The sequence below is a fragment of the Williamsia sp. z71 genome (assembly GCF_059553375.1).
Genome location: NZ_JCANWX010000016.1, coordinates 1 through 17,483, shown reverse-complemented (window position 1 = coordinate 17,483; position 17,483 = coordinate 1). Strand labels below are relative to the sequence as shown.

Sequence of the window (17,483 nt, the reverse complement as noted above, 5' to 3'; positions counted from 1 at the left end):
CGGCATGACGCAGCTCACCCGCGATCGCGGTACAGCGTGACGCGGTAGGTGTAGTGCTCGGGCAGGAAGTGACTGACCGACAGCTCGCTGACCACCCCGTTGCTGTCGGTGTAGAGCCGATCGATCCGCAGGACGGGCTCTCCCGCTTCACAGTCGAGATGAACGGCGTCGAGGTCGTCGGCCCGGCCGACCGTGATGGATTGCGCAGCCTCGGCGATCGGCGCGGCGAGGTGCCGTTCCAGGAGCCCGATCACCGTGTAGGTACTGACCGCGCCCTGCGCCAGCTCGGGTGCGTCGATCACCAGCCGTGCGACATCCTCGGGTAGATGAACCGTCGTCAGCACGAACGGGATCCCCTCGTGGATCCGCCGGAACACCACTGTGTAGACGACGTCGCTGTCCAGTCGCAGTCGGCTGGCGGCCTCGACATCGATCCTCCGGCGAAGCGGATCGACCACTTCCATCGTGGTGTCGTGCGACAGGTTCAGCAGGTCCTCGATCGACCCCTGCTGCCGCACGTACCGTCCACCGGACTCGTTGACGAACGTGCCGCGGCCGGGGACGCGATAGACGATGCCGTCCGCCACCAGGTCCACGAATGCCCGGCGGACGGTCTGCCTGCTGACCTCGTAGCGCTCCGACAGCTCGGATTCCGTCGGCAGGCGCACCCCGTTGTCGTAGCGGCCCGCGGCGATGTCCTGCCGCAGCTGGGTCGCCAACAGTTGGTAGGCGGGCGCGGCCTCGCTCCTTTTCCCTGGCATGATCGCCACGATGCTACGCGGGCCGGGCCTATAGGCCGCCGCGGGACACCAATTGTCCGGCAATGACATTGCGCTGGATCTCGTTGGTGCCCTCACCGACGATCATCAGCGGAGCGTCCCGGAAGTAGCGCTCGACGTCGTATTCGGTGGAGTATCCGTAACCGCCGTGGATCCGGACCGCGTTGAGGGCGATCTCCATTGCGGCTTCGGAGGCGAAGAGTTTGGCCATACCGGCCTCCATGTCGCAGCGCTGTCCCGAGTCGAACTTCTCGGCCGCAAACCGGGTGAGCTGGCGGGCAGCGGTCAGCTTGGTTGCCATGTCTGCCAAGTAATTTCCGATCGACTGGTGCTTCCAGATCGGCTTGCCGAAGCTCTCCCGCTGCTGGGCGTAGGCCAACGCGTCCTCGAGGGCGGCCGCGGCAACACCCAGTGCCCGCGAGGCGACCTGGATGCGCCCGGTCTCGAGACCCTTCATCATCTGGGGGAACCCCTTGCCGGGCGTACCACCGAGGATCGCCGACTGCGGGATGCGGTAGTTGTCGAACGAGAGCTCGCAGGACTCGACGCCCTTGTATCCGAGTTTCGGCAGGTCCCGCGAGACCGTCAGTCCCGGTCCGTGTTCGACCAGAACGATGGAGATGCCGGCGTGACGCGGCGTGGCGTCCGGATCGGTTTTACAGAGCAGCGCGATCAGGCCCGATCGCCTCGCGTTGCTGATCCAGGTCTTGGATCCGTTGATGACGAGGTCGTCGCCGTCGGTCCTGGCCACGGTGCTCAGCGCCTGCAGATCCGAACCGCCACCGGGTTCGGTCAGCGCCATCGTGGCCCGCATCTCGCCGGTCGCCATCAGCGGGAGGTACTTCTGCTTCTGTTCGTCGGTCCCGAAAGTGGTGATCAGTTTGGCGACGACAGTGTGGCCGCCCATGGCTCCGGCCAGGCTCATCCAGCCACGGGACAGTTCTTCGGTGACCGCCACGTAGCAGGGCATCGACACCGGTGAGCCACCGAATTCCTCATCGACGGCAAGACCGTAGATACCGATCTGCTTCATCTGATCGATCCACTTGTCGGGGTACTCGTTGGCCTTCTCGACCTCTCGCACCGAGGGCTTCACCTCACGGTCGACGAAGTCACGCACCGTCTGCACCAGCATCGATTCTTCGTCGTTCAGGTTGTAGCTCATGACATCCTCCGCGAGAGTGAAACTTTGTACGGCCATATTCGGCGCTCGTTGGTCGGTTGTCAACCACCATTGCTTGACAGCGGAAACAACGACCGACATGATTTGGCCGTACATAGAATCTGAACCGAAATCGAAGGGTCCCGATGAGACAAAGCAGAGGAGAACACCCATGTCTGATCCGGTGACCGTCGGTGGACCGTATTTCGATGAACTCGTGGTGGGACAGGTCTTCGACACCGCGCCGTCGATGACGCTGACCGAAGGTGCCGCCGCCGTGCATCAGTCGATCCTCGGTGACCGCATGCGCCTGTCCCTCGACGTCCACCTGGCAGGGTCGGTGACCGGGCAACCGAGGGCGCTGGCCCACCCCGGACTGGTCTGCGACGTGGCGATCGGACAATCGACACTGGTCACACACCACGTGAAGGCCAATCTCTTCTACCGCGGCCTTCGGTTCCACCGTTTCCCCCACATCGGCGACACGCTGTACACGCGCACCGAAGTTGTCGGGCTGCGGGCCAATTCGATCAAACCCGGACGACGGCCGACCGGACTTGCCGCGTTGCGGATGGAGACCACCGATGCCGCGGGCAACAAGATCCTGGACTTCTACCGATGCGCGATGATCCCGCTGTCCGACTCTTCGGCCGCCGACCATCCGCAGCCGAACGACGACCTCTCGACGATCGGCCCGGCCGACGAACCCGCCTATGAGGTCCCGGCCGGGTGGGATCTATCCGCATTGCCGCAGTCGGACCAGGTTCCGGCCCCGGGCACGGTCTACGACTCCAGCGCCGACGTGGTGTCGAGTGCCCCGGAGCTGGCACGACTCTCGCTCAATATCGCCGCCACGCATCATGATGCGCGGGTCGGTGGCAGCCGCCTGGTGTACGGCGGTCACACCATCGGCATCGCCCTGGCGCAGGCCAATCGGGCGCTGCCGAACCTGGTGACGGTGCTGGGATGGCAGTCCTGCGACCACGTGGGTCCGGTGCACGAGGGCGACACGATCACCAGCCGCCTGGAGGTGGAGTCGGCCGAACCGCTCGACGGCGGTGGAACAGTGCTGAAGCTGCGGTCGCTCGCCGATGTTGTTGCGGCAGATGGTTCGACGGCACCGGTCCTCGACTGGAAGTTCACCGCCCTGACCACCTAGCGCCTCGACGCCCGACAACAACGGCACGCTCGACACCCCCTCCGTCGACCGTGCCGAAATCACCGTCGACCGTGCCGAAAATGCCTATCGCGAAGGTGATCTGCGCTCTTGGATGGGGGCGATCACCTCGCGCCCGAAGATCTTGATGGTCTCCGGATCTGCGAGATCGTGGAGGCGGACGATGCAGAGTTCCACTCCCCGATCGATCTCGGCCTCGAACATGTCGACCAGCTCGGCAGGTGTGCCGACCATGGCTGCACCCCAGCCGGATTGGGGCAGACGGCGGGCTGTCCGCTCGATCACCTTGGCGCGCAGCGACTCGTCGGTGACCACACCCACGGCGTACTGCACCGACAGGCGCGCACCGCCGCTCAACGGCCGCAGGTCGTCGAGCTGATCACGCGCGCCGCCGACACAGTTCCACCAGTCCGCGTACTCGGCGACCAACGGCATCGTCAATTGTCTACCCGCCCCGCCGATGTGGATGGGGATCGTTCCTTGAGCCGGCGTCGGCCTGCCATGGGCACCGGAGAGCTGAAAGTGCTCGCCGTCGAAGTCGAACGGCTCCCCGGAGAACATCAGCCGGAGGATCTCGACGGTTTCCCCCAACTGCTGCGCGCGTTGCTTCCGGGACCCGTGGTCGATGCCGAACATCTCGAACTCGGCTTCGATCGATCCCCACCCCAGGCCCAGATCGAGCCTGCCCCCGGAGATCCGGTCGACGGTGGCCGCCATCTTCGCCAGAACCGCCGGATGCCGAAGCGGGTTGCACACCACCAGATGCCCGAGCCGGATATCCGAGGTGGATACTGCGATCGCCGCGAGTAGTGTCCAGCTCTCCAGCGCGTCGAGTGTGGGAGCGCCCGGCGCGAAGAGGTGGTCCATCACCCAGAACGAATCGAATCCGGCCCGCTCGGCTCCCCGCGCCGCGTCGATGACGGCCTCGGCTTCCATCCCCAATTGGGGGACGAAGATCCCGAACTGCGGCAGCTGTGTCATCGCGTCATTCCTCATCGCTCCATCAACCGTCCGCCGATCAGCGTGGCGGCCACCAATTCTGCGCTCAGCTCTTGCAGGACCACCTCGGGCGGTTCGGAGAGCAGACACAGGTCCGCCACCGATCCGGGCGTCAGATCGCGCAGCGTTCCCGGGTCTCCCGGCTCACCCAGGAACAGCTCGACCGCGGAGATGGCCGGAACACGTTCGGAGATGGCCAGTTCCGATCCGCTCGGCGTCCTTCGGTCGCGTGCCGCACGCATTGCCGCCCAGGGATCGAGATCCCCGAAGGGGGCGTCCGTGCTGCCCGCCACCGGTATCCCGGCACATTGCAGACTCCGCAACCGCCAGAGTTCATCGTGTTCGATGGCGGGCACGTCCTGCAGATACTCGTCGCCGCGTTCGGCAACGAAGCCGGGCTGAGTAACCACGGTGAGGCCGAGCTCCATGAGGTCATCGATCATCGACTCCGGCACCACCGCAGCGTGTTCGATCCGGTCGCCGGCACGCACCCCGGCAGCGCGCAGCGCGGTGGTGGCCACCACCAACTGCACCACCGTGACGCAGTGCAGTGCCACCGCTGCGCTGTGATGCACCGCCGCAATCCATTCGGTGAGGGCGTCGAGGTCCAGGGTGGTGTCGTCGAGGATACGCTTGACCGGGCCGAAGGACAGATGGGGATGCGAGCGACCGGAATCGGCCGACATCACCAGGACCCGCTGCCGGATCTGCCCGCTGCCGACGGCGTCGTCGAGTGAATCCAGTTCGGCGGCAGTCAAATTCGGGGTTGCTTCGGTGACGGCGGTGACGCCGTACCCACTCAGGCGACGACTCAGCCGGTCGAAGTCGGCTGGACTGCCGATGGTTGCCGCGGCCACCTGGGCGTCCTGTCGAAAGAGTTGTCCGGTGGGATGACTCGCCTGCCCGAGGACGGCCAGGCCTGCCGAGTTCACCAACCACATCGCACCACTGCGATGCTGGATCCGCAAGGGCACGTGCGGGATCAACGCATCCAGAGCGTATCGATCGAGGTCGCCGGCCACGCTGTGGTGGTAGCCGACCGCGCGAATCCAACCGTCGGGTTGCGGTGTCCCGGTGACCAGCGCGGCCCGCAACTCCTCCGGCGTGCGGACCTGTGGTGGTCCGACCCTGATCGACGTGGCCGCCGCCGCGGTGGCCCGCAGATGGATGTGATGGTCACAGAGGCCGGGGATGAGGGCACCGCCCCGCGCATCCAGAACCGCTTCGTCAGGCGCGGCATCCAGTTCGGTGCCGACCTCACCGATACGGTCGCCGATCGTTCGAAGTGCGACGGGCTCTCCGGTGAGTCGTCGCGCATTGATGATCAACATGCCATCCGGCTCTCGACCAGACGTGCCACCCATAGTGCGTCGACCTGCCGACCGGTGGCCTGCGGGATCGCGGGCACCCGCGCGAGGACCGCGGCGTGGTCACCGCGGCTCGGGATCGTCGGCACTGCAGCATATTTGGCCGCCACCCCAGACATGACCACGTCGATGATCTCGCCTCCACCCCGACCGAGCGATTCGATCACCGCGCCCGCGGCCTCGAGGCCGGTCAACGGATCGGCAATGGCATCTCCGCAGAAGACCGGGCCCCGGTTCCCCTGTCCGACAAGGCCGCCCGCGACTGCCGCGTCGTCGCCGAACGCGACCCGATTCCGCACGTCAGCGGCCGTGCCGTATCCGGTGATCCGAACCCAGACCCGTCCCGGGCGGGATGCCCGCCTCGCGGCATCGAGCCCGGCGGACTCCAACGCCCGCGGTCGCGACGCCTCGATCACCACGTCGGCGACGTCCAGCAGATGCGCCAATTCGCTGTTCTGACCGGTGATCTCGGCCGGGAAGAGAAGTTTTCCACCGTTCATCCACCGGAAGAAGTCGGGGTTCCCGGCTCGGGCGCCGTCCGGCCGGCCCGGACTCTCCACCTTGATCACGGTGGCTCCCATACTCCCGAGGAGTTGTCCGCAGAGCGGCCCGGCCCACATCGCGGACAGGTCGACCACCAACAGATCGCGGTCGATCACCCGCTCCCGCGACCGGTCCCAGCCCCGGGTGATCACAGACGGTGGCGCGGTCGCCGAACCCAGCACGGCCGCCGGGATCTCGAGCATCTGTGCGCGTTCGACGAGTTCGCTCGCCATCCAGACCCGGGCCGCGCCCTCGAGCGTCGACCACACATCCTCGATGGGTTCGTCGGTACTGAGCAACGCTCCCAGCGAGTCCACGTCGTTGCTGCGGGCCAGGGAGAACGCCGTCCAGTTGTCACTACAGCGGATCAACCGCGTGGCACCACCGACCGAGATCCGTCCCTGCCGCCGGGTCCCCATCAGCGCCGACCGACCGGCCAGGAGGTCATCGACCGAGACATCGAACGGCGCGGCGACCTCATCGGCCACTGCCAAGATGCCGGCCCGGCTGAAATCGGCTGGGCCATCCGGATCACCGGTCAGATGAGCCATCCCGCCACTGGCCCAGCGGCTCGCCGGATCGGTCACCGGATGCTCCTTTTCGGTCCTGGCATTTCGCACCAGCCTATTACCCGGCTCACACCCACCGACACCGGCAAGGTTTCGGGTTGCCGGCGTGATCGCGCAGACGAATCCGCGCGCCCACATGATTCGGAGAGTGGACGCGCGGACCGGTGAAGGTTGGAGCGGTGGTGCAGACGGATCGATTCCGCTGGGGGTCAGACCTCGACGATGAGTTCGACCTCGACCGGTGCACCGAGTGGCAGTTCGGCCACACCGACCGCCGATCGCGCGTGGGCACCGGCTTCACCGAAGATCTCACCGAGCAGGTGCGAGGCGCCGTTGATGACGGCCGGCTGTCCGGTGAATCCCGGGGCCGATGCCACGAACCCGACAACCTTGACGATCCGCTTGATCGAGTCGATCCCCACGAGCGCGTCGATCGCGGCCAGCGCGTTCAGTGCGCAGATCCGAGCGGCCTCGGCGGCAGCGTCGGGCCGGACCACACCTTCGGCTCCCTCGGATACCTTGCCGTGCGCGGTGAGCTCTCCACCGAGCATCGGCAGCTGGCCCGAGGTGTAGACGAGGTTGCCGGTCTGGACGGCCGGCACGTACGCGGCGAGCGGTGCCACCACTTTGGGGAGCACGATGTTCAGTTCGGTCAATCGCTCCGACCAGGTCATGTGCAGATCAGCCTTTCGCGCGCTTGAGGTAGGCGACGTGCTGTTCGCCGGTGGGGCCGGGCAGGACGCTGACCAGCTCCCAACCGTCGGCACCCCACTGGTCGAGGATCTGTTTGGTGGCGTGGGTCAGAAGCGGAACGGTCACGTATTCCCAGGCAGTTGGCTCACTCATGTGCCCAGCCTAACGGCTGCATATGCGCATGCCAGGGGCAGCCGCGGCGAGCCACCGGAACTGCCGTCGCGCGAGCCGACAAAACTTGGGCCCGAAGTTCGCTGCGCCATGTTGGTCACCGCATCGGATGGATAAGGTGAGCCGGTGACGTCAGAACAGCCCCAGGGTTATCACTGGCCGGAAGCCGCCAGGAAAGCACGGCTTCATTTCGTGTCGGGTAAGGGTGGGACCGGCAAGACGACCGTCGCGGCTGCGCTCGCGTTGGCTCTTGCGGCCGAGGGCAAGAAGGTGCTGCTCGTGGAATGCGAGGGGCGGCAGGGCATCGCGCAGATCTTCGACGTTCCACCGCTGGCACCGACCGAGACCAAGGTGGCGACCGCGGAGGGCGGCGGCCAGGTCTCGGCGCTGGCCATCGACATAGAACACGCCTTGCTCGAATACCTCGACATGTTCTACAGCCTCGGATTCGCCGGCCGCGCCATGCGCCGGATCGGGGCGATCGATTTTGTCACCACCGTCGCGCCGGGGCTTCGCGATGTTCTGGTGACCGGAAAGATCAAGGAGTGTGTGGTCCGGACCGACAAGAAGGGCAACCGGATCTACGATGCCGTGGTGGTGGATTCACCACCGACCGGCCGGATCGGCAACTTCCTCGATGTCACCAAGGCGATGGCCGATCTGACCAAGACCGGCCCGCTGCGTAATCAGAGCGAGGGCGTCGTGAAGCTGCTGCACTCGAGCGAGACGGTGGTGCACCTGGTGACGCTGCTCGAGGCGATGCCGATCCAGGAGACCATCGAGGCGGTGGGCGAACTCGAGGGCAAAGATCTCACCATCGGGTCACTGATCATCAACAAGGTGTCACCGCAGCATCTACCTGCAGATTCGGTCAGCGACATCGCCGACGGCGTGATCGACGCAGACCGGTTGCGGTCGAAGCTCGACGCCGCAGGCCTGACCATCACCGAAGCCGACTTCGCGGGCCTGCTGACCGAGACCATCGAACACGCCAGCCGGGTGCAGGCACAGCTCGAGGCCGGTGCGGAACTGCAGACGTTGCACAAGGACAAGCTGCAACTCCCGAACTTTGACGAAGGTGTGGACCTCGGCGGCCTTTATGACCTGTCCGAGATCCTTCAGAAAGCGGGTGCCTGATGCCCATCGATCTCAAAATGGGTGCGATCCTCACCGACCCGGGTACCAAGGTTGTGATCTGTTGTGGCGCAGGCGGAGTCGGCAAGACGACCACAGCCGCCGCGATGGCGGTCTGGGCTGCCGAGCGGGGTCGCAAAGTTGTTGTCCTGACCATCGATCCGGCCAAACGACTCGCCCAGTCACTGGGCATGGACGAGCTGACCAACAGTCCCCAGCCGGTGAAGATCGATGGCGAGGGAACCCTCGACGCGATGATGCTCGACATGCGCCGGACCTTCGACGAGATGGTCACCCAGTACTCGCCGCCCGACCGGGCCGAGGCGATCATGAACAACTCCTTCTACCAGACCGTCGCCAGCTCGTTCTCCGGGACGCAGGAGTACATGGCGATGGAGAAGCTGGGCCAGCTTCTGGCGCAGGATGATTGGGATCTGGTGGTGGTCGACACCCCGCCGTCGCGCAACGCCCTGGACTTCCTCGACGCACCACAGCGCCTCGGCTCGTTCCTCGAAGGCCGCCTGATGAAGGTGCTGGTCGGCGGTGGACGTGGCGTGGGCCGCGTGGTGACCGGCGCGGTGGGCCTGGCGATGAAGGGCGTCTCGACGATCATCGGCGGCGAAACCCTGCGCGACGTCTCGGTGTTCGTACAGTCACTCGACACCATGTTCGGCAGTTTCCGGGAACGTGCCGACCGGACATACACCTTGCTCAAGCAACCGGGGACCCAGTTTGCCGTCGTGGCCACGGCCGAGCCGGATGCCTTGCGCGAAGCCGCATTTTTCGTTGACCGGTTGTCCGAGGAAAAGATGCCGCTGGCCGGGCTGATCCTCAATCGGACCCATCCGAATCTGACCGGTATCACCGGATCGACCGCCGAGGCCGCGGCGGCGCAGATCGAAGATCCGCTGACCAAGGCGATTCTGACCATTCACGCCGAGCGTGCCACCACTGGTAAACGTGAACTCCATCTGCTGCACAGTTTCACGACCTCCCATCCCACGGTTCCGATCGTGGGAGTTCCGGCCCTGCCGTTCGAGGTCGCGGATATGACGGCGTTGCGTGCCGTGGCCGAAGAGATCACCAACAGAGGCTGAAAACAAAGGAAGGAGGCGGTCTCCCCGGCCGCCTCCTTTGTTGTCGGTGTTACCGCTTATCCGACGCCGACGATTTGACGTCTGCGCTGGGTTTCGAAGAATGTGCTCCACGAGGTGACCTCGGGATGCTGCCGCAGAAGTGCTCGACGCTGACGCTCCGTCATCCCGCCCCACACGCCGAACTCCACGTGGTTGTCGAGCGCGTCCGCGCCACATTCGAGTTGTACCGGGCAATGCCGACAGATGGTTGCCGCCTTGCGCTGTGCAGCGCCTCGGACAAACAGCTGGTCAGGATCAACCTCACGGCACCGTGCCCTGGCAACCCAGGCCAGTCTGGCTTCGTTCTCTACGGTCGCAGCTGCCGCTTTCGCCATGTGCATCCCCTGTCTAAAGCATATGAAGTACGCCCGGACTTGCATTTACGACTGAATGTTATGTGAGTCACATTCAAGTAGAACTAATCTATGGATCACAGTCATGGACAGTCAAGACCTGGGTTGAAAAAAGTGGCACTGACGTCCAAACAGATGAGGTATCGGGTCGATCTCAAGACCCTTCGAACGCCTTCGCAGTGATGGGTGACACGTATCGTGGCGAACGTGCCGAAGTCGAAATCGCTAACCCTGCTCGTTGGATCGTGTGTCCTGGCGGGGGTTCTGCTCGCCGGACTCCTGTTCCCGATCGCCGGCGGCCTCGGTCTGGTGTCGAACCGGGCCGCAGACACCATGCAAAGCGTGTCGTCGGAGCTCATCGAAGGGCAGGTCCCCGAGGTCACGACCATGACCGATGTCAACGGCAAGCCGATCGCATACCTCTATGACCAGCGACGTACCCAGGTCGGCTACAACGACATCTCCCCGGAGATGATCCGGGCGATCATCTCCGTCGAGGACCGCCGATTCCTCGACCACGACGGCGTCGACTGGAAGGGGACCATCCGGGCGTTCCTCAAGAACCAGTCGTCCGGTGAGGTCCAGCAGGGCGCATCGACCATCGACCAGCAGTATGTGAAGAACTACCAGCTGCTGGTGCTCGCCCAGAACGACGCGGAGCGCCGGGCCGCCACCGAGACGACCCCGGCCCGCAAGCTCAAAGAGGTCCGGATGGCGTTGACCCTCGAGAACACACTCACCGAACAGATCAAGAGCGACCGGAATCTCAGTGAGGCGCAGGCCAAGCAAGAAGCGAAGAAGGAGATCGTCACCCGCTATCTGAACGTGGTGCCGTTCGGCAACGGGGCCTATGGCATCGAGGCCGCCGCCCAGACCTACTTCGCCAAACCGGCCAGGGATCTGAACGTGCCCGAATCGGCGATGCTGGCCGGCATGGTCCAGTCGAGCTCGGCCCTGGACCCGTACACGAATCCCGAGGGCGTACTCGAACGCCGCAGGGTCGTCCTCGACACGATGGTCACCAACTTCCCGAACCGCGCCGCCGAATACCAGGCCGCGATGAGCGCCCCGCTGGGCGTCGCCCCCTCCCCGATCACGCTGCCGAACGGCTGCATCTCGGCCGCGGACGCCGGATTCTTCTGCGACTACGCACTGCAGTTCCTCGCCGCGAACGGGATGAACCGCGAGGCGATCACCCGCGGCGGCTACACGATCCGCACCACGCTCGACCCGGTCGTCCAACGATCGACCGATGCCGGCGTGCAAAAGATCACCGATCCCGATCTCGAGGGTGTGGCGACGGTGATGAGCGTGATCAAGCCCGGCGCCGAATCGCACGACATCATGTCGATGGCCTCGAGCCGCGTCTACGGACTCGATCAGAATGCCAACCAGACCGTGCAGCCGCAGCCGTTCTCCATGGTCGGCGACGGTGCCGGATCGGTCTTCAAGATCTTCACCGTGGCCGCAGCCATGGAGAACGGGCTCGGCGCCGGGTCGACGCTCTCGGTCCCGTCGTTCTTTCAGGCTCAGGGGATGGGCAGCAGCGACGGCGTCAACGGTTGTCCCGCGGCCAGTTACTGCGTCAGGAATGTCGGCCGATATCCGGGGCAGATGTCGGTGACCAATGCGCTCGCACAGTCGCCCAACACCGCATTCGTGAAGCTGCTGCAGGACGTCGGTGTGGCACCGGCCGTCGACATCGCGGTGCGGCTGGGCATGCGGTCCTATGCCAGTCCGGGAAGTTCGGGGAACGGTGAGCAGTCGCTCGCGGACTACTTCAAGCAGAGCAACCTCGGGTCGTTCACCCTGGGACCGACCGCGGTCAACGCATTGGAGCTGTCGAATGTGGGGGCAACCCTGGCCTCACACGGGATCTGGTGCCCACCCAATCCGATCGCCTCGATCACCCAGCCCAAACGGGACCGCTACGGCAACGAGGTGGTCGATGCCAACGGCGCCCCCGCGGTCCAGGAAGTCGCGTTCGAGCGACCCAAGTGTGAGAAAGTCGTCGAACCCGGACTCGCAGACACCCTGGCCAACGCCCTCAGCGCCGACGATCGCGGCGCCGGAACGGCTGCGGGTGCCGCCAGTTCCACCGGCTGGAGCCTGCCGCTGTCCAGCAAGACCGGGACCACTGAAGCCCACCGCTCGTCGGCGTTCGTCGGTTTCACCAACAACCTTGCCGCGGCGACCTACACCTACAACGACTCCCCGACGCCGTCCGAACTGTGCTCGAATCCGCTTCGGCAATGCGGCGACGGAACCCTGTTCGGCGGCAACGAACCGGCGCGGACCTGGTTCACCGCGATCCTGCCGATCGCCAACAACTTCGGGCCCACCACCCTGCCGCCCAACGATCCCCGCTATGTCGCCGGAGTCGGTGGCACGTCGGTCCCGAATGTGGCCGGAATGGGGGCAGGTGCGGCCGTCAAGCGCCTGGAGGACGCCGGATTCCGGGTCAGCCAGGTCCAGTCCGACAACGCTCAGACCGCGGGCACCGTCGTGTGGATGAGCCCGGAGGGCACCTCGATCAGGGGCAGCACCATCACTATCTATGTCAGCACCGGGCGCACGCAGGCACCCCAGCCGCCGCCGACGACACGTGCCCCGGTCCTGCCGACGACGATCACCGTGCCGGGGATCGGTCCGATCGAGATACCGACACCCCCGTAGCCACCCCCCGCAACCAAAAATTCGCGCCACTTGCGTGCGTTCGCGCCGGTTGCAACCAGCGCGAACGCACGTATGTGGCGCGAACTCGGGGTTGTGCCGTTACTGAAGTCGCGCCCGAACCGCAGCCGACAGCCGTTTACCGTCGGCCCGGCCGGCTGCGAGTGCGGTGGCCTGGCCCATGATCCGGCCCATCTGCTTCATCGTCGGCTCGGCCCCGGTCTGTTCGGCGACGGCCGCATAAGCCTGGTTCACCACGGCCTCGAGTTCGGCGTCGTCGAGCTGACTGGGCAGATAGCGGGCGATGATCTCGGCTTCGGCGCGCTCTTTGGCGGCGAGTTCTTCACGGTCGTTCTCGGCGAAGATCGACGCCGCCTCGGCCCGCTTCTTGCTCTCGCGGGCAAGCACTTTGAGGACGTCATCGTCGGTCAACTCACGTGCCGTCTTGCCGGAGACCTCTTCGGCACCGATCGCGGCGAGGACCATTCGCAGCGTCCCGGTGACGAGGGGTTCTTTGGCTTTCATGGCGGTGGTCAGATCAGCGCGGATCTGTTCCTTGAGGGTTGACATGTGATCAAAGCTACGCCGACGGGGCACCCCGCTCCCAACCCATTTACCGACTGATTTCGCTGCGAGCGCAGGGCGAGCAACCTGCGGGTTCGGTACCGGCGCGTATTCTGGGACCATGATTCACGGACTACAAGGCGCTCCTCGGCGCGGGAATCAACTCTCACGCCCGACGCTGCCGCAGATCGCGCTCGGTGCGGTCGCCGCCGGCGCCACCGGCCTGGCCTACGCAACCCTGGTGGAGCGCAATGCCTTTGCGCTGCGTCATCAGACACTGCCGGTGCTCGAGCCCGGCGCCAGCCCACTACGGGTGTTGCACATCAGCGATCTGCACATGATGCCCGGCCAGCGCCTCAAGCAGGCGTGGGTGCAGGAACTCGCGGGCCTCAAGCCCGATCTGGTGATCAACACCGGCGACAACCTGGCTCACCCCCAGGCGGTACCCGCGGTCGTGCAGGCCCTTGGTGAACTGCTGTCGGTGCCCGGGTTGTTCGTCTTCGGCTCCAACGACTATTTCGGTCCGACCGCCAAGAACCCGCTCAAGTACTTCAAGAAGGACCACAAGCGGTCCCACGGTGAGCCTCTGCCCTGGCAGGACCTGCGCGCGGCCTTCACCGAGCGCGGTTGGCTCGACGCCACCCATTCGGTCCGCGAGCTCGAGGTCGCCGGGGTCCGGGTGGCCGCTGCGGGCGTCGACGATCCACATATCGGCCGCGACCGCTACGAGACCATCGAGGGACGCCCCAACCCGCTGGCCCATCTGCGACTGGGTCTGACCCACTCCCCGGAGCCGCGGGTGCTCGACCGGTTCGCCGCCGACGGCTACGACCTCGTCATGGCCGGGCACACCCACGGTGGACAGCTCTGCCTGCCGCTGCACGGCGCGCTGGTGACGAACTGCCACCTCGACCGCTCGCGGGTAAAGGGACCGTCCATGTGGGGCTCGTCGATGCGTCTGCACGTCAGTGCCGGACTGGGCACCTCCCCGTACGCACCGGCGCGCTTTTGCTGCCGCCCGGAGGCGTCGCTGTTGACGCTCACACCGGTCTCCGACAGCGACTCCGATTTTGATCAGGAAGGCTCGCTGCCACCGATCAGTGCCGAGGCCAATTGACGCTCCTGACCAGGCGATTTAATGCCACGGTCGGACTGCGGTAAGCTATCGCAGGTTGATTGTCACGGGGTGTGGCGCAGCTTGGTAGCGTGCTTCGTTCGGGACGAAGAGGTCGTGGGTTCGAATCCCGCCACCCCGACAGAGAGACCGATTTCGATCGGTCTTGCAAGATGTGTTGGTTGAGACACAAGCAGTGAAACCCCGGTTCGCGCCAAATGCGGACCGGGGTTTCCTCGTTCTACTGGCCTTCCCGGTCTCGCGTGGGCGTCGGTCGCAGCAGATGTCCTCGAAGACCTTTTCAGACCTGTGATTCGCCGCCGTCGACGAACATCTCACTGCCGGTGATGAAGCTCGCCTGAGGCGAGGACAGGAACAGGACCGCGTCGGCGATCTCCGATGGCCGACCGAGCCGACCGAGTGGGACCCGTCCCGCCTCCCGCTCCAGCAGTGCGCGAGAGGCCTCCGGATCAGCGGCCAGACCGGCGAGTCCGGGTGTTTCGGTGGGTCCGGGCGTCACCGTGTTGACCCGGATACCTTGCCCGGCGAGTTCGACCGCCCACACTCTGCTGAACTGACGTATCGCGGCTTTGCTCGCCGAGTAGACACCGAACGACTCGGCAGCCCGAGCCGCCGAGGTCGATCCGATCACCACGATCGACGCTCCGGGATTGAGCAGGGGCAACGCCTTCTGCACCGTGAACACCGTTCCACGGACATTGATGCCGAATGTGTGGTCGAAGGACTCGGCGTCGAGCTCGGCCAAAGGGGCGAACGTGCCTCCTCCTGCGTTGGCGACAACGACATCGAGGCCGCTTCCCCGTTCGGCGATCGCCGCGTACAACCGGTCGAGATCTTCCAGATCGGCCACGTCACTGCGCAGGCCGGTGATCCCGTCACCCAGTTCGGCTTTGAGCGCGTCGATCTCGCTTTGACGACGACCGGTGACGAACACGTGCGTGCCTTCACCGACCAATTTGATGGTGATTGCCCGTCCGATACCCGAAGTCCCTCCGGTGACCAGCGCGGTCCGCGAATCCATCTGTCCCATGACTTCTCCTCCATGATTATTGACTGACTGGTCCAAAATACACTTATGGACCAGAACGTCAAAAACAGCTAACGTAGACCGGTGGCGCGCCCCAGAAAGTTCAACGAGGACCAGGTCATCGCATCGGCCGGCGAAGTATTCGCGCACAACGGGTACGGCGGCACCACGATGGATGACCTCATGAAGGCGACCGGACTCGGAAAACAAAGCCTGTACAACGCGTTCGGCGGCAAACGCGAACTGTTCCTGAAGGCGCTGTCGGCAAGCGCCAACGACGCCGTCGCCGCCGTGGATCAGGCTTTGGGCGGTCCCGATTCGACCCCGCTGGAACGGATCAGGGCCCAAATGCTGAAAGTCGCCTTCGCACTGACCCAACAGAGGCGCCAGGACTCGCTGTTCACCAAAGCCGTCGTCGAACTCGGCCACCGGGACTCGGACGTGGCCACCTCGGCCCTCGAGGGGTTCACCCGACTCGAAGCGATCTATTGCAACTGCATCGTCGACGCCCAGGACAGCGGCGAGATCGACGCCTCGGCCGACCCGCATACCCTCGCCGCCTATTTTGTGGCCGTCACCCGCGGTATGGAGGTGCTGGCCAACGCCGGCGTCGGCCGACCCGAGTTGACCGCGATCGCCACGACCTCGCTTGACGCACTCCCCCGATGATGTGCCCTCAGTGTGACTCTTGTGTTGCCGCCTGAGCGGTGGTTGGGTCCTGGTCACCTGGTGTTTGGCTCTTGATGTGCCTGCCGGCATCGCATTGATGCGCATGTCTGGTCTTGCAAAAGTTATGCCAACACCAGGTGGGAAGGACCGGCCGATGTGGCTTGATAGGAGCGTGGCAACGCCCCCAACTGAGGATTGCCCACCGACCGGCCCAACCGTCCCTGGTCCCTGTTTCTGAAATCAGGAGGCAACCACCATGGTTGTAGTTGGAGTCGATGTACACAAGAGCTCACACACATTTGTTGCCGTCGATCCCGTCGGCAAAAAGCTAGGCCAACTCACCGCCCCGGCCACCACCGCCGGCCATCATGCCGCGATGCGATGGGCCCACACCCAGTTCGGTACCGACCTGCTCTGGGGCATCGAAGACTGCCGACAGATGTCGACCCGCCTCGAACGCGACCTACTCACCGCCGGCCAGACCGCCGTGCGGGTACCCACCAAAATGATGGCCCACACCCGTGCCTCGGCACGTACCCGCGGCAAATCAGATCCCATCGACGCTCTGGCCGTCGCGCGGGCAGTGCTGCGCGAACCGAACCTGCCCGCCGCCGGCGCCGACCCCCGATCCCGCGAGATACGTCTACTAGTCGATCGACGCGAAGTGTTTGTCGCACAACGCACCTCAACAATCAACCGACTGCTGTGGCGAGTCCATGAAATCAACCCCGCCTACGCCCCCAAACCACGCTCGCTGAGCATGCACAAACACCAACAGATCCTCGCCGCACAGCTGGCCACCGAGACCGGACTGCTGGCCGACATCGCCCGCGAAGAACTCGACGAGATCATCTCCCTGACCACCCGGATCAACACCACGGCCACCGAGATCGGCAAACGAGTCCGCGAACTGGTTCCCTCGCTACTACAGCTACCCGGCTGCGGGGAACTCACCGCAGCCAAAATCGTCGGCGAAACCGCCGGCATCGCCCGCTTCCACTCGGCCGACGCCTACGCCAACTACGCCGGCACCGCCCCCATCCCGGTCTGGTCCGGCAACACCGCCGGCCGCGTCCGGCTACCGCGCTGCGGCAACCGACAACTCACCACCGCCCTGCACCGCATCGCCCTGACCCAAACCCGACTCGAAGACAGCGACGGCTACACCTACTACCGCAAACGCCGCGCCGCCGGCGACTCCACCACCGCAGCCCTCCGAGCACTCCGACGCCGCCTGGTCCGCACCGTCTATCAACGCCTGATCACCGACACTGCGCCCCAACCACGAGCCATTCAGACCGCCGCCGCTTGACATAGGAGCAACTTTTGGCG

17 protein-coding genes and 1 tRNA gene are annotated in these 17,483 nt (G+C 65.1%); 8 read left to right on the top strand and 10 right to left on the bottom strand.

What is annotated here, in order from left to right:
* Positions 1-14 precede the first annotated feature (14 nt).
* Both AC51GR_RS25365 and AC51GR_RS25360 read right to left on the bottom strand, forming a co-directional pair.
* Positions 15-761: a GntR family transcriptional regulator gene (locus tag AC51GR_RS25365; protein ID WP_496327423.1), complete on the bottom strand. Its 747-nt coding sequence runs from the start codon at positions 759-761 to the stop codon at positions 15-17.
* A 28-nt stretch (positions 762-789) separates the two neighbouring features.
* A complete protein-coding gene (locus tag AC51GR_RS25360) occupies positions 790-1,944 on the bottom strand; it encodes an acyl-CoA dehydrogenase family protein (protein ID WP_496327422.1) in 1,155 nt (384 codons plus the stop codon).
* A gap of 169 nt (positions 1,945-2,113) precedes the next feature.
* Between AC51GR_RS25360 and AC51GR_RS25355 the strand changes: the two genes are divergently transcribed.
* Positions 2,114-3,100, top strand: coding sequence for a MaoC family dehydratase (locus AC51GR_RS25355; RefSeq protein ID WP_496327421.1), 987 nt, complete (start codon positions 2,114-2,116; stop codon positions 3,098-3,100).
* An 84-nt stretch (positions 3,101-3,184) separates the two neighbouring features.
* Here the strand turns inward: AC51GR_RS25355 and AC51GR_RS25350 are convergent, their stop codons facing one another.
* From AC51GR_RS25350 to sp36, 5 genes are all read right to left on the bottom strand, one after another.
* Positions 3,185-4,099 carry an LLM class flavin-dependent oxidoreductase gene (locus AC51GR_RS25350; RefSeq protein ID WP_496327420.1) on the bottom strand — a complete coding sequence of 305 codons (915 nt, stop codon included), beginning with the start codon at positions 4,097-4,099 and terminating at the stop codon, positions 3,185-3,187.
* Positions 4,100-4,110: 11 nt separating this feature from the next.
* The gene (locus tag AC51GR_RS25345; protein WP_496327419.1) at positions 4,111-5,448 is read right to left on the bottom strand and encodes an amidohydrolase family protein; all 1,338 of its coding nucleotides are present in this window, start codon (positions 5,446-5,448) and stop codon (positions 4,111-4,113) included.
* Complete coding sequence (locus tag AC51GR_RS25340) at positions 5,442-6,614, bottom strand: CoA transferase (RefSeq protein WP_496327418.1); 1,173 nt, start codon at positions 6,612-6,614, stop codon at positions 5,442-5,444. Before AC51GR_RS25340 ends, AC51GR_RS25345 begins: the two co-directional genes overlap by 7 nt.
* A 191-nt stretch (positions 6,615-6,805) precedes the next feature.
* Positions 6,806-7,270, bottom strand: a complete 465-nt coding sequence (locus AC51GR_RS25335; protein ID WP_496327417.1) for a RidA family protein — start codon at positions 7,268-7,270, stop codon at positions 6,806-6,808.
* Between the two features lie 7 nt (positions 7,271-7,277).
* A complete protein-coding gene (gene sp36 / locus AC51GR_RS25330; RefSeq protein WP_023956445.1) occupies positions 7,278-7,442 on the bottom strand; it encodes a Sp36 family protein in 165 nt (54 codons plus the stop codon).
* A gap of 144 nt (positions 7,443-7,586) precedes the next feature.
* On the opposite strand from sp36, the gene bagA reads away from it, so the two are divergent.
* Both bagA and bagB read left to right on the top strand, forming a co-directional pair.
* Entirely contained in the window at positions 7,587-8,597 is a 1,011-nt protein-coding gene (gene bagA / locus AC51GR_RS25325) for an ATPase BagA (RefSeq protein WP_496327416.1), read from the top strand.
* Entirely contained in the window at positions 8,597-9,691 is a 1,095-nt protein-coding gene (bagB, locus tag AC51GR_RS25320; RefSeq protein WP_496327415.1) for an ATPase BagB, read from the top strand. Before bagA ends, bagB begins: the two co-directional genes overlap by 1 nt.
* Before the next feature lie 56 nt (positions 9,692-9,747).
* Here the strand turns inward: bagB and AC51GR_RS25315 are convergent, their stop codons facing one another.
* Positions 9,748-10,065, bottom strand: a complete 318-nt coding sequence (locus tag AC51GR_RS25315) for a WhiB family transcriptional regulator (protein ID WP_495513341.1) — start codon at positions 10,063-10,065, stop codon at positions 9,748-9,750.
* A gap of 225 nt (positions 10,066-10,290) precedes the next feature.
* On the opposite strand from AC51GR_RS25315, the gene AC51GR_RS25310 reads away from it, so the two are divergent.
* The gene (locus tag AC51GR_RS25310) at positions 10,291-12,759 is read left to right on the top strand and encodes a penicillin-binding protein (protein ID WP_496327414.1); all 2,469 of its coding nucleotides are present in this window, start codon (positions 10,291-10,293) and stop codon (positions 12,757-12,759) included.
* Between the two features lie 99 nt (positions 12,760-12,858).
* Here AC51GR_RS25310 and AC51GR_RS25305 read toward each other — a convergent pair whose 3' ends face one another.
* A complete protein-coding gene (locus tag AC51GR_RS25305; protein ID WP_496327413.1) occupies positions 12,859-13,326 on the bottom strand; it encodes a GatB/YqeY domain-containing protein in 468 nt (155 codons plus the stop codon).
* Between the two features lie 115 nt (positions 13,327-13,441).
* Between AC51GR_RS25305 and AC51GR_RS25300 the strand changes: the two genes are divergently transcribed.
* Together AC51GR_RS25300 and AC51GR_RS25295 are read left to right on the top strand one after the other, a co-directional pair.
* Entirely contained in the window at positions 13,442-14,437 is a 996-nt protein-coding gene (locus tag AC51GR_RS25300; RefSeq protein ID WP_496327412.1) for a metallophosphoesterase, read from the top strand.
* Between the two features lie 65 nt (positions 14,438-14,502).
* A tRNA-Pro gene (locus AC51GR_RS25295) sits at positions 14,503-14,576 on the top strand.
* 159 nt (positions 14,577-14,735) lie between these two features.
* On the opposite strand, the gene AC51GR_RS25290 is transcribed toward AC51GR_RS25295, so the two are convergent.
* The gene (locus AC51GR_RS25290; protein WP_496327411.1) at positions 14,736-15,485 is read right to left on the bottom strand and encodes an SDR family NAD(P)-dependent oxidoreductase; all 750 of its coding nucleotides are present in this window, start codon (positions 15,483-15,485) and stop codon (positions 14,736-14,738) included.
* Between the two features lie 81 nt (positions 15,486-15,566).
* Here AC51GR_RS25290 and AC51GR_RS25285 point away from each other — a divergent pair, with 81 nt between their 5' ends.
* Both AC51GR_RS25285 and AC51GR_RS25280 read left to right on the top strand, forming a co-directional pair.
* A complete protein-coding gene (locus AC51GR_RS25285; RefSeq protein WP_496327410.1) occupies positions 15,567-16,151 on the top strand; it encodes a TetR/AcrR family transcriptional regulator in 585 nt (194 codons plus the stop codon).
* Positions 16,152-16,407: 256 nt separating this feature from the next.
* Entirely contained in the window at positions 16,408-17,463 is a 1,056-nt protein-coding gene (locus tag AC51GR_RS25280) for an IS110 family RNA-guided transposase (protein WP_496323328.1), read from the top strand.
* Positions 17,464-17,483 lie beyond the last annotated feature (20 nt).

Coding starts and splice junctions, on each gene's coding strand:
- AC51GR_RS25365 (WP_496327423.1), bottom strand. CDS start 761: ATGCCAGGGAAAAGGAGCGAGGCCGCGCCCGCCTACCAACTGTTGGCG.
- AC51GR_RS25360 (WP_496327422.1), bottom strand. CDS start 1,944: ATGAGCTACAACCTGAACGACGAAGAATCGATGCTGGTGCAGACGGTG.
- AC51GR_RS25355 (WP_496327421.1), top strand. CDS start 2,114: ATGTCTGATCCGGTGACCGTCGGTGGACCGTATTTCGATGAACTCGTG.
- AC51GR_RS25350 (WP_496327420.1), bottom strand. CDS start 4,099: ATGACACAGCTGCCGCAGTTCGGGATCTTCGTCCCCCAATTGGGGATG.
- AC51GR_RS25345 (WP_496327419.1), bottom strand. CDS start 5,448: ATGTTGATCATCAATGCGCGACGACTCACCGGAGAGCCCGTCGCACTT.
- AC51GR_RS25335 (WP_496327417.1), bottom strand. CDS start 7,270: ATGACCTGGTCGGAGCGATTGACCGAACTGAACATCGTGCTCCCCAAA.
- sp36 (WP_023956445.1), bottom strand. CDS start 7,442: ATGAGTGAGCCAACTGCCTGGGAATACGTGACCGTTCCGCTTCTGACC.
- bagB (WP_496327415.1), top strand. CDS start 8,597: ATGCCCATCGATCTCAAAATGGGTGCGATCCTCACCGACCCGGGTACC.
- AC51GR_RS25315 (WP_495513341.1), bottom strand. CDS start 10,065: ATGGCGAAAGCGGCAGCTGCGACCGTAGAGAACGAAGCCAGACTGGCC.
- AC51GR_RS25305 (WP_496327413.1), bottom strand. CDS start 13,326: ATGTCAACCCTCAAGGAACAGATCCGCGCTGATCTGACCACCGCCATG.
- AC51GR_RS25300 (WP_496327412.1), top strand. CDS start 13,442: ATGATTCACGGACTACAAGGCGCTCCTCGGCGCGGGAATCAACTCTCA.
- AC51GR_RS25290 (WP_496327411.1), bottom strand. CDS start 15,485: ATGGGACAGATGGATTCGCGGACCGCGCTGGTCACCGGAGGGACTTCG.
- AC51GR_RS25280 (WP_496323328.1), top strand. CDS start 16,408: ATGGTTGTAGTTGGAGTCGATGTACACAAGAGCTCACACACATTTGTT.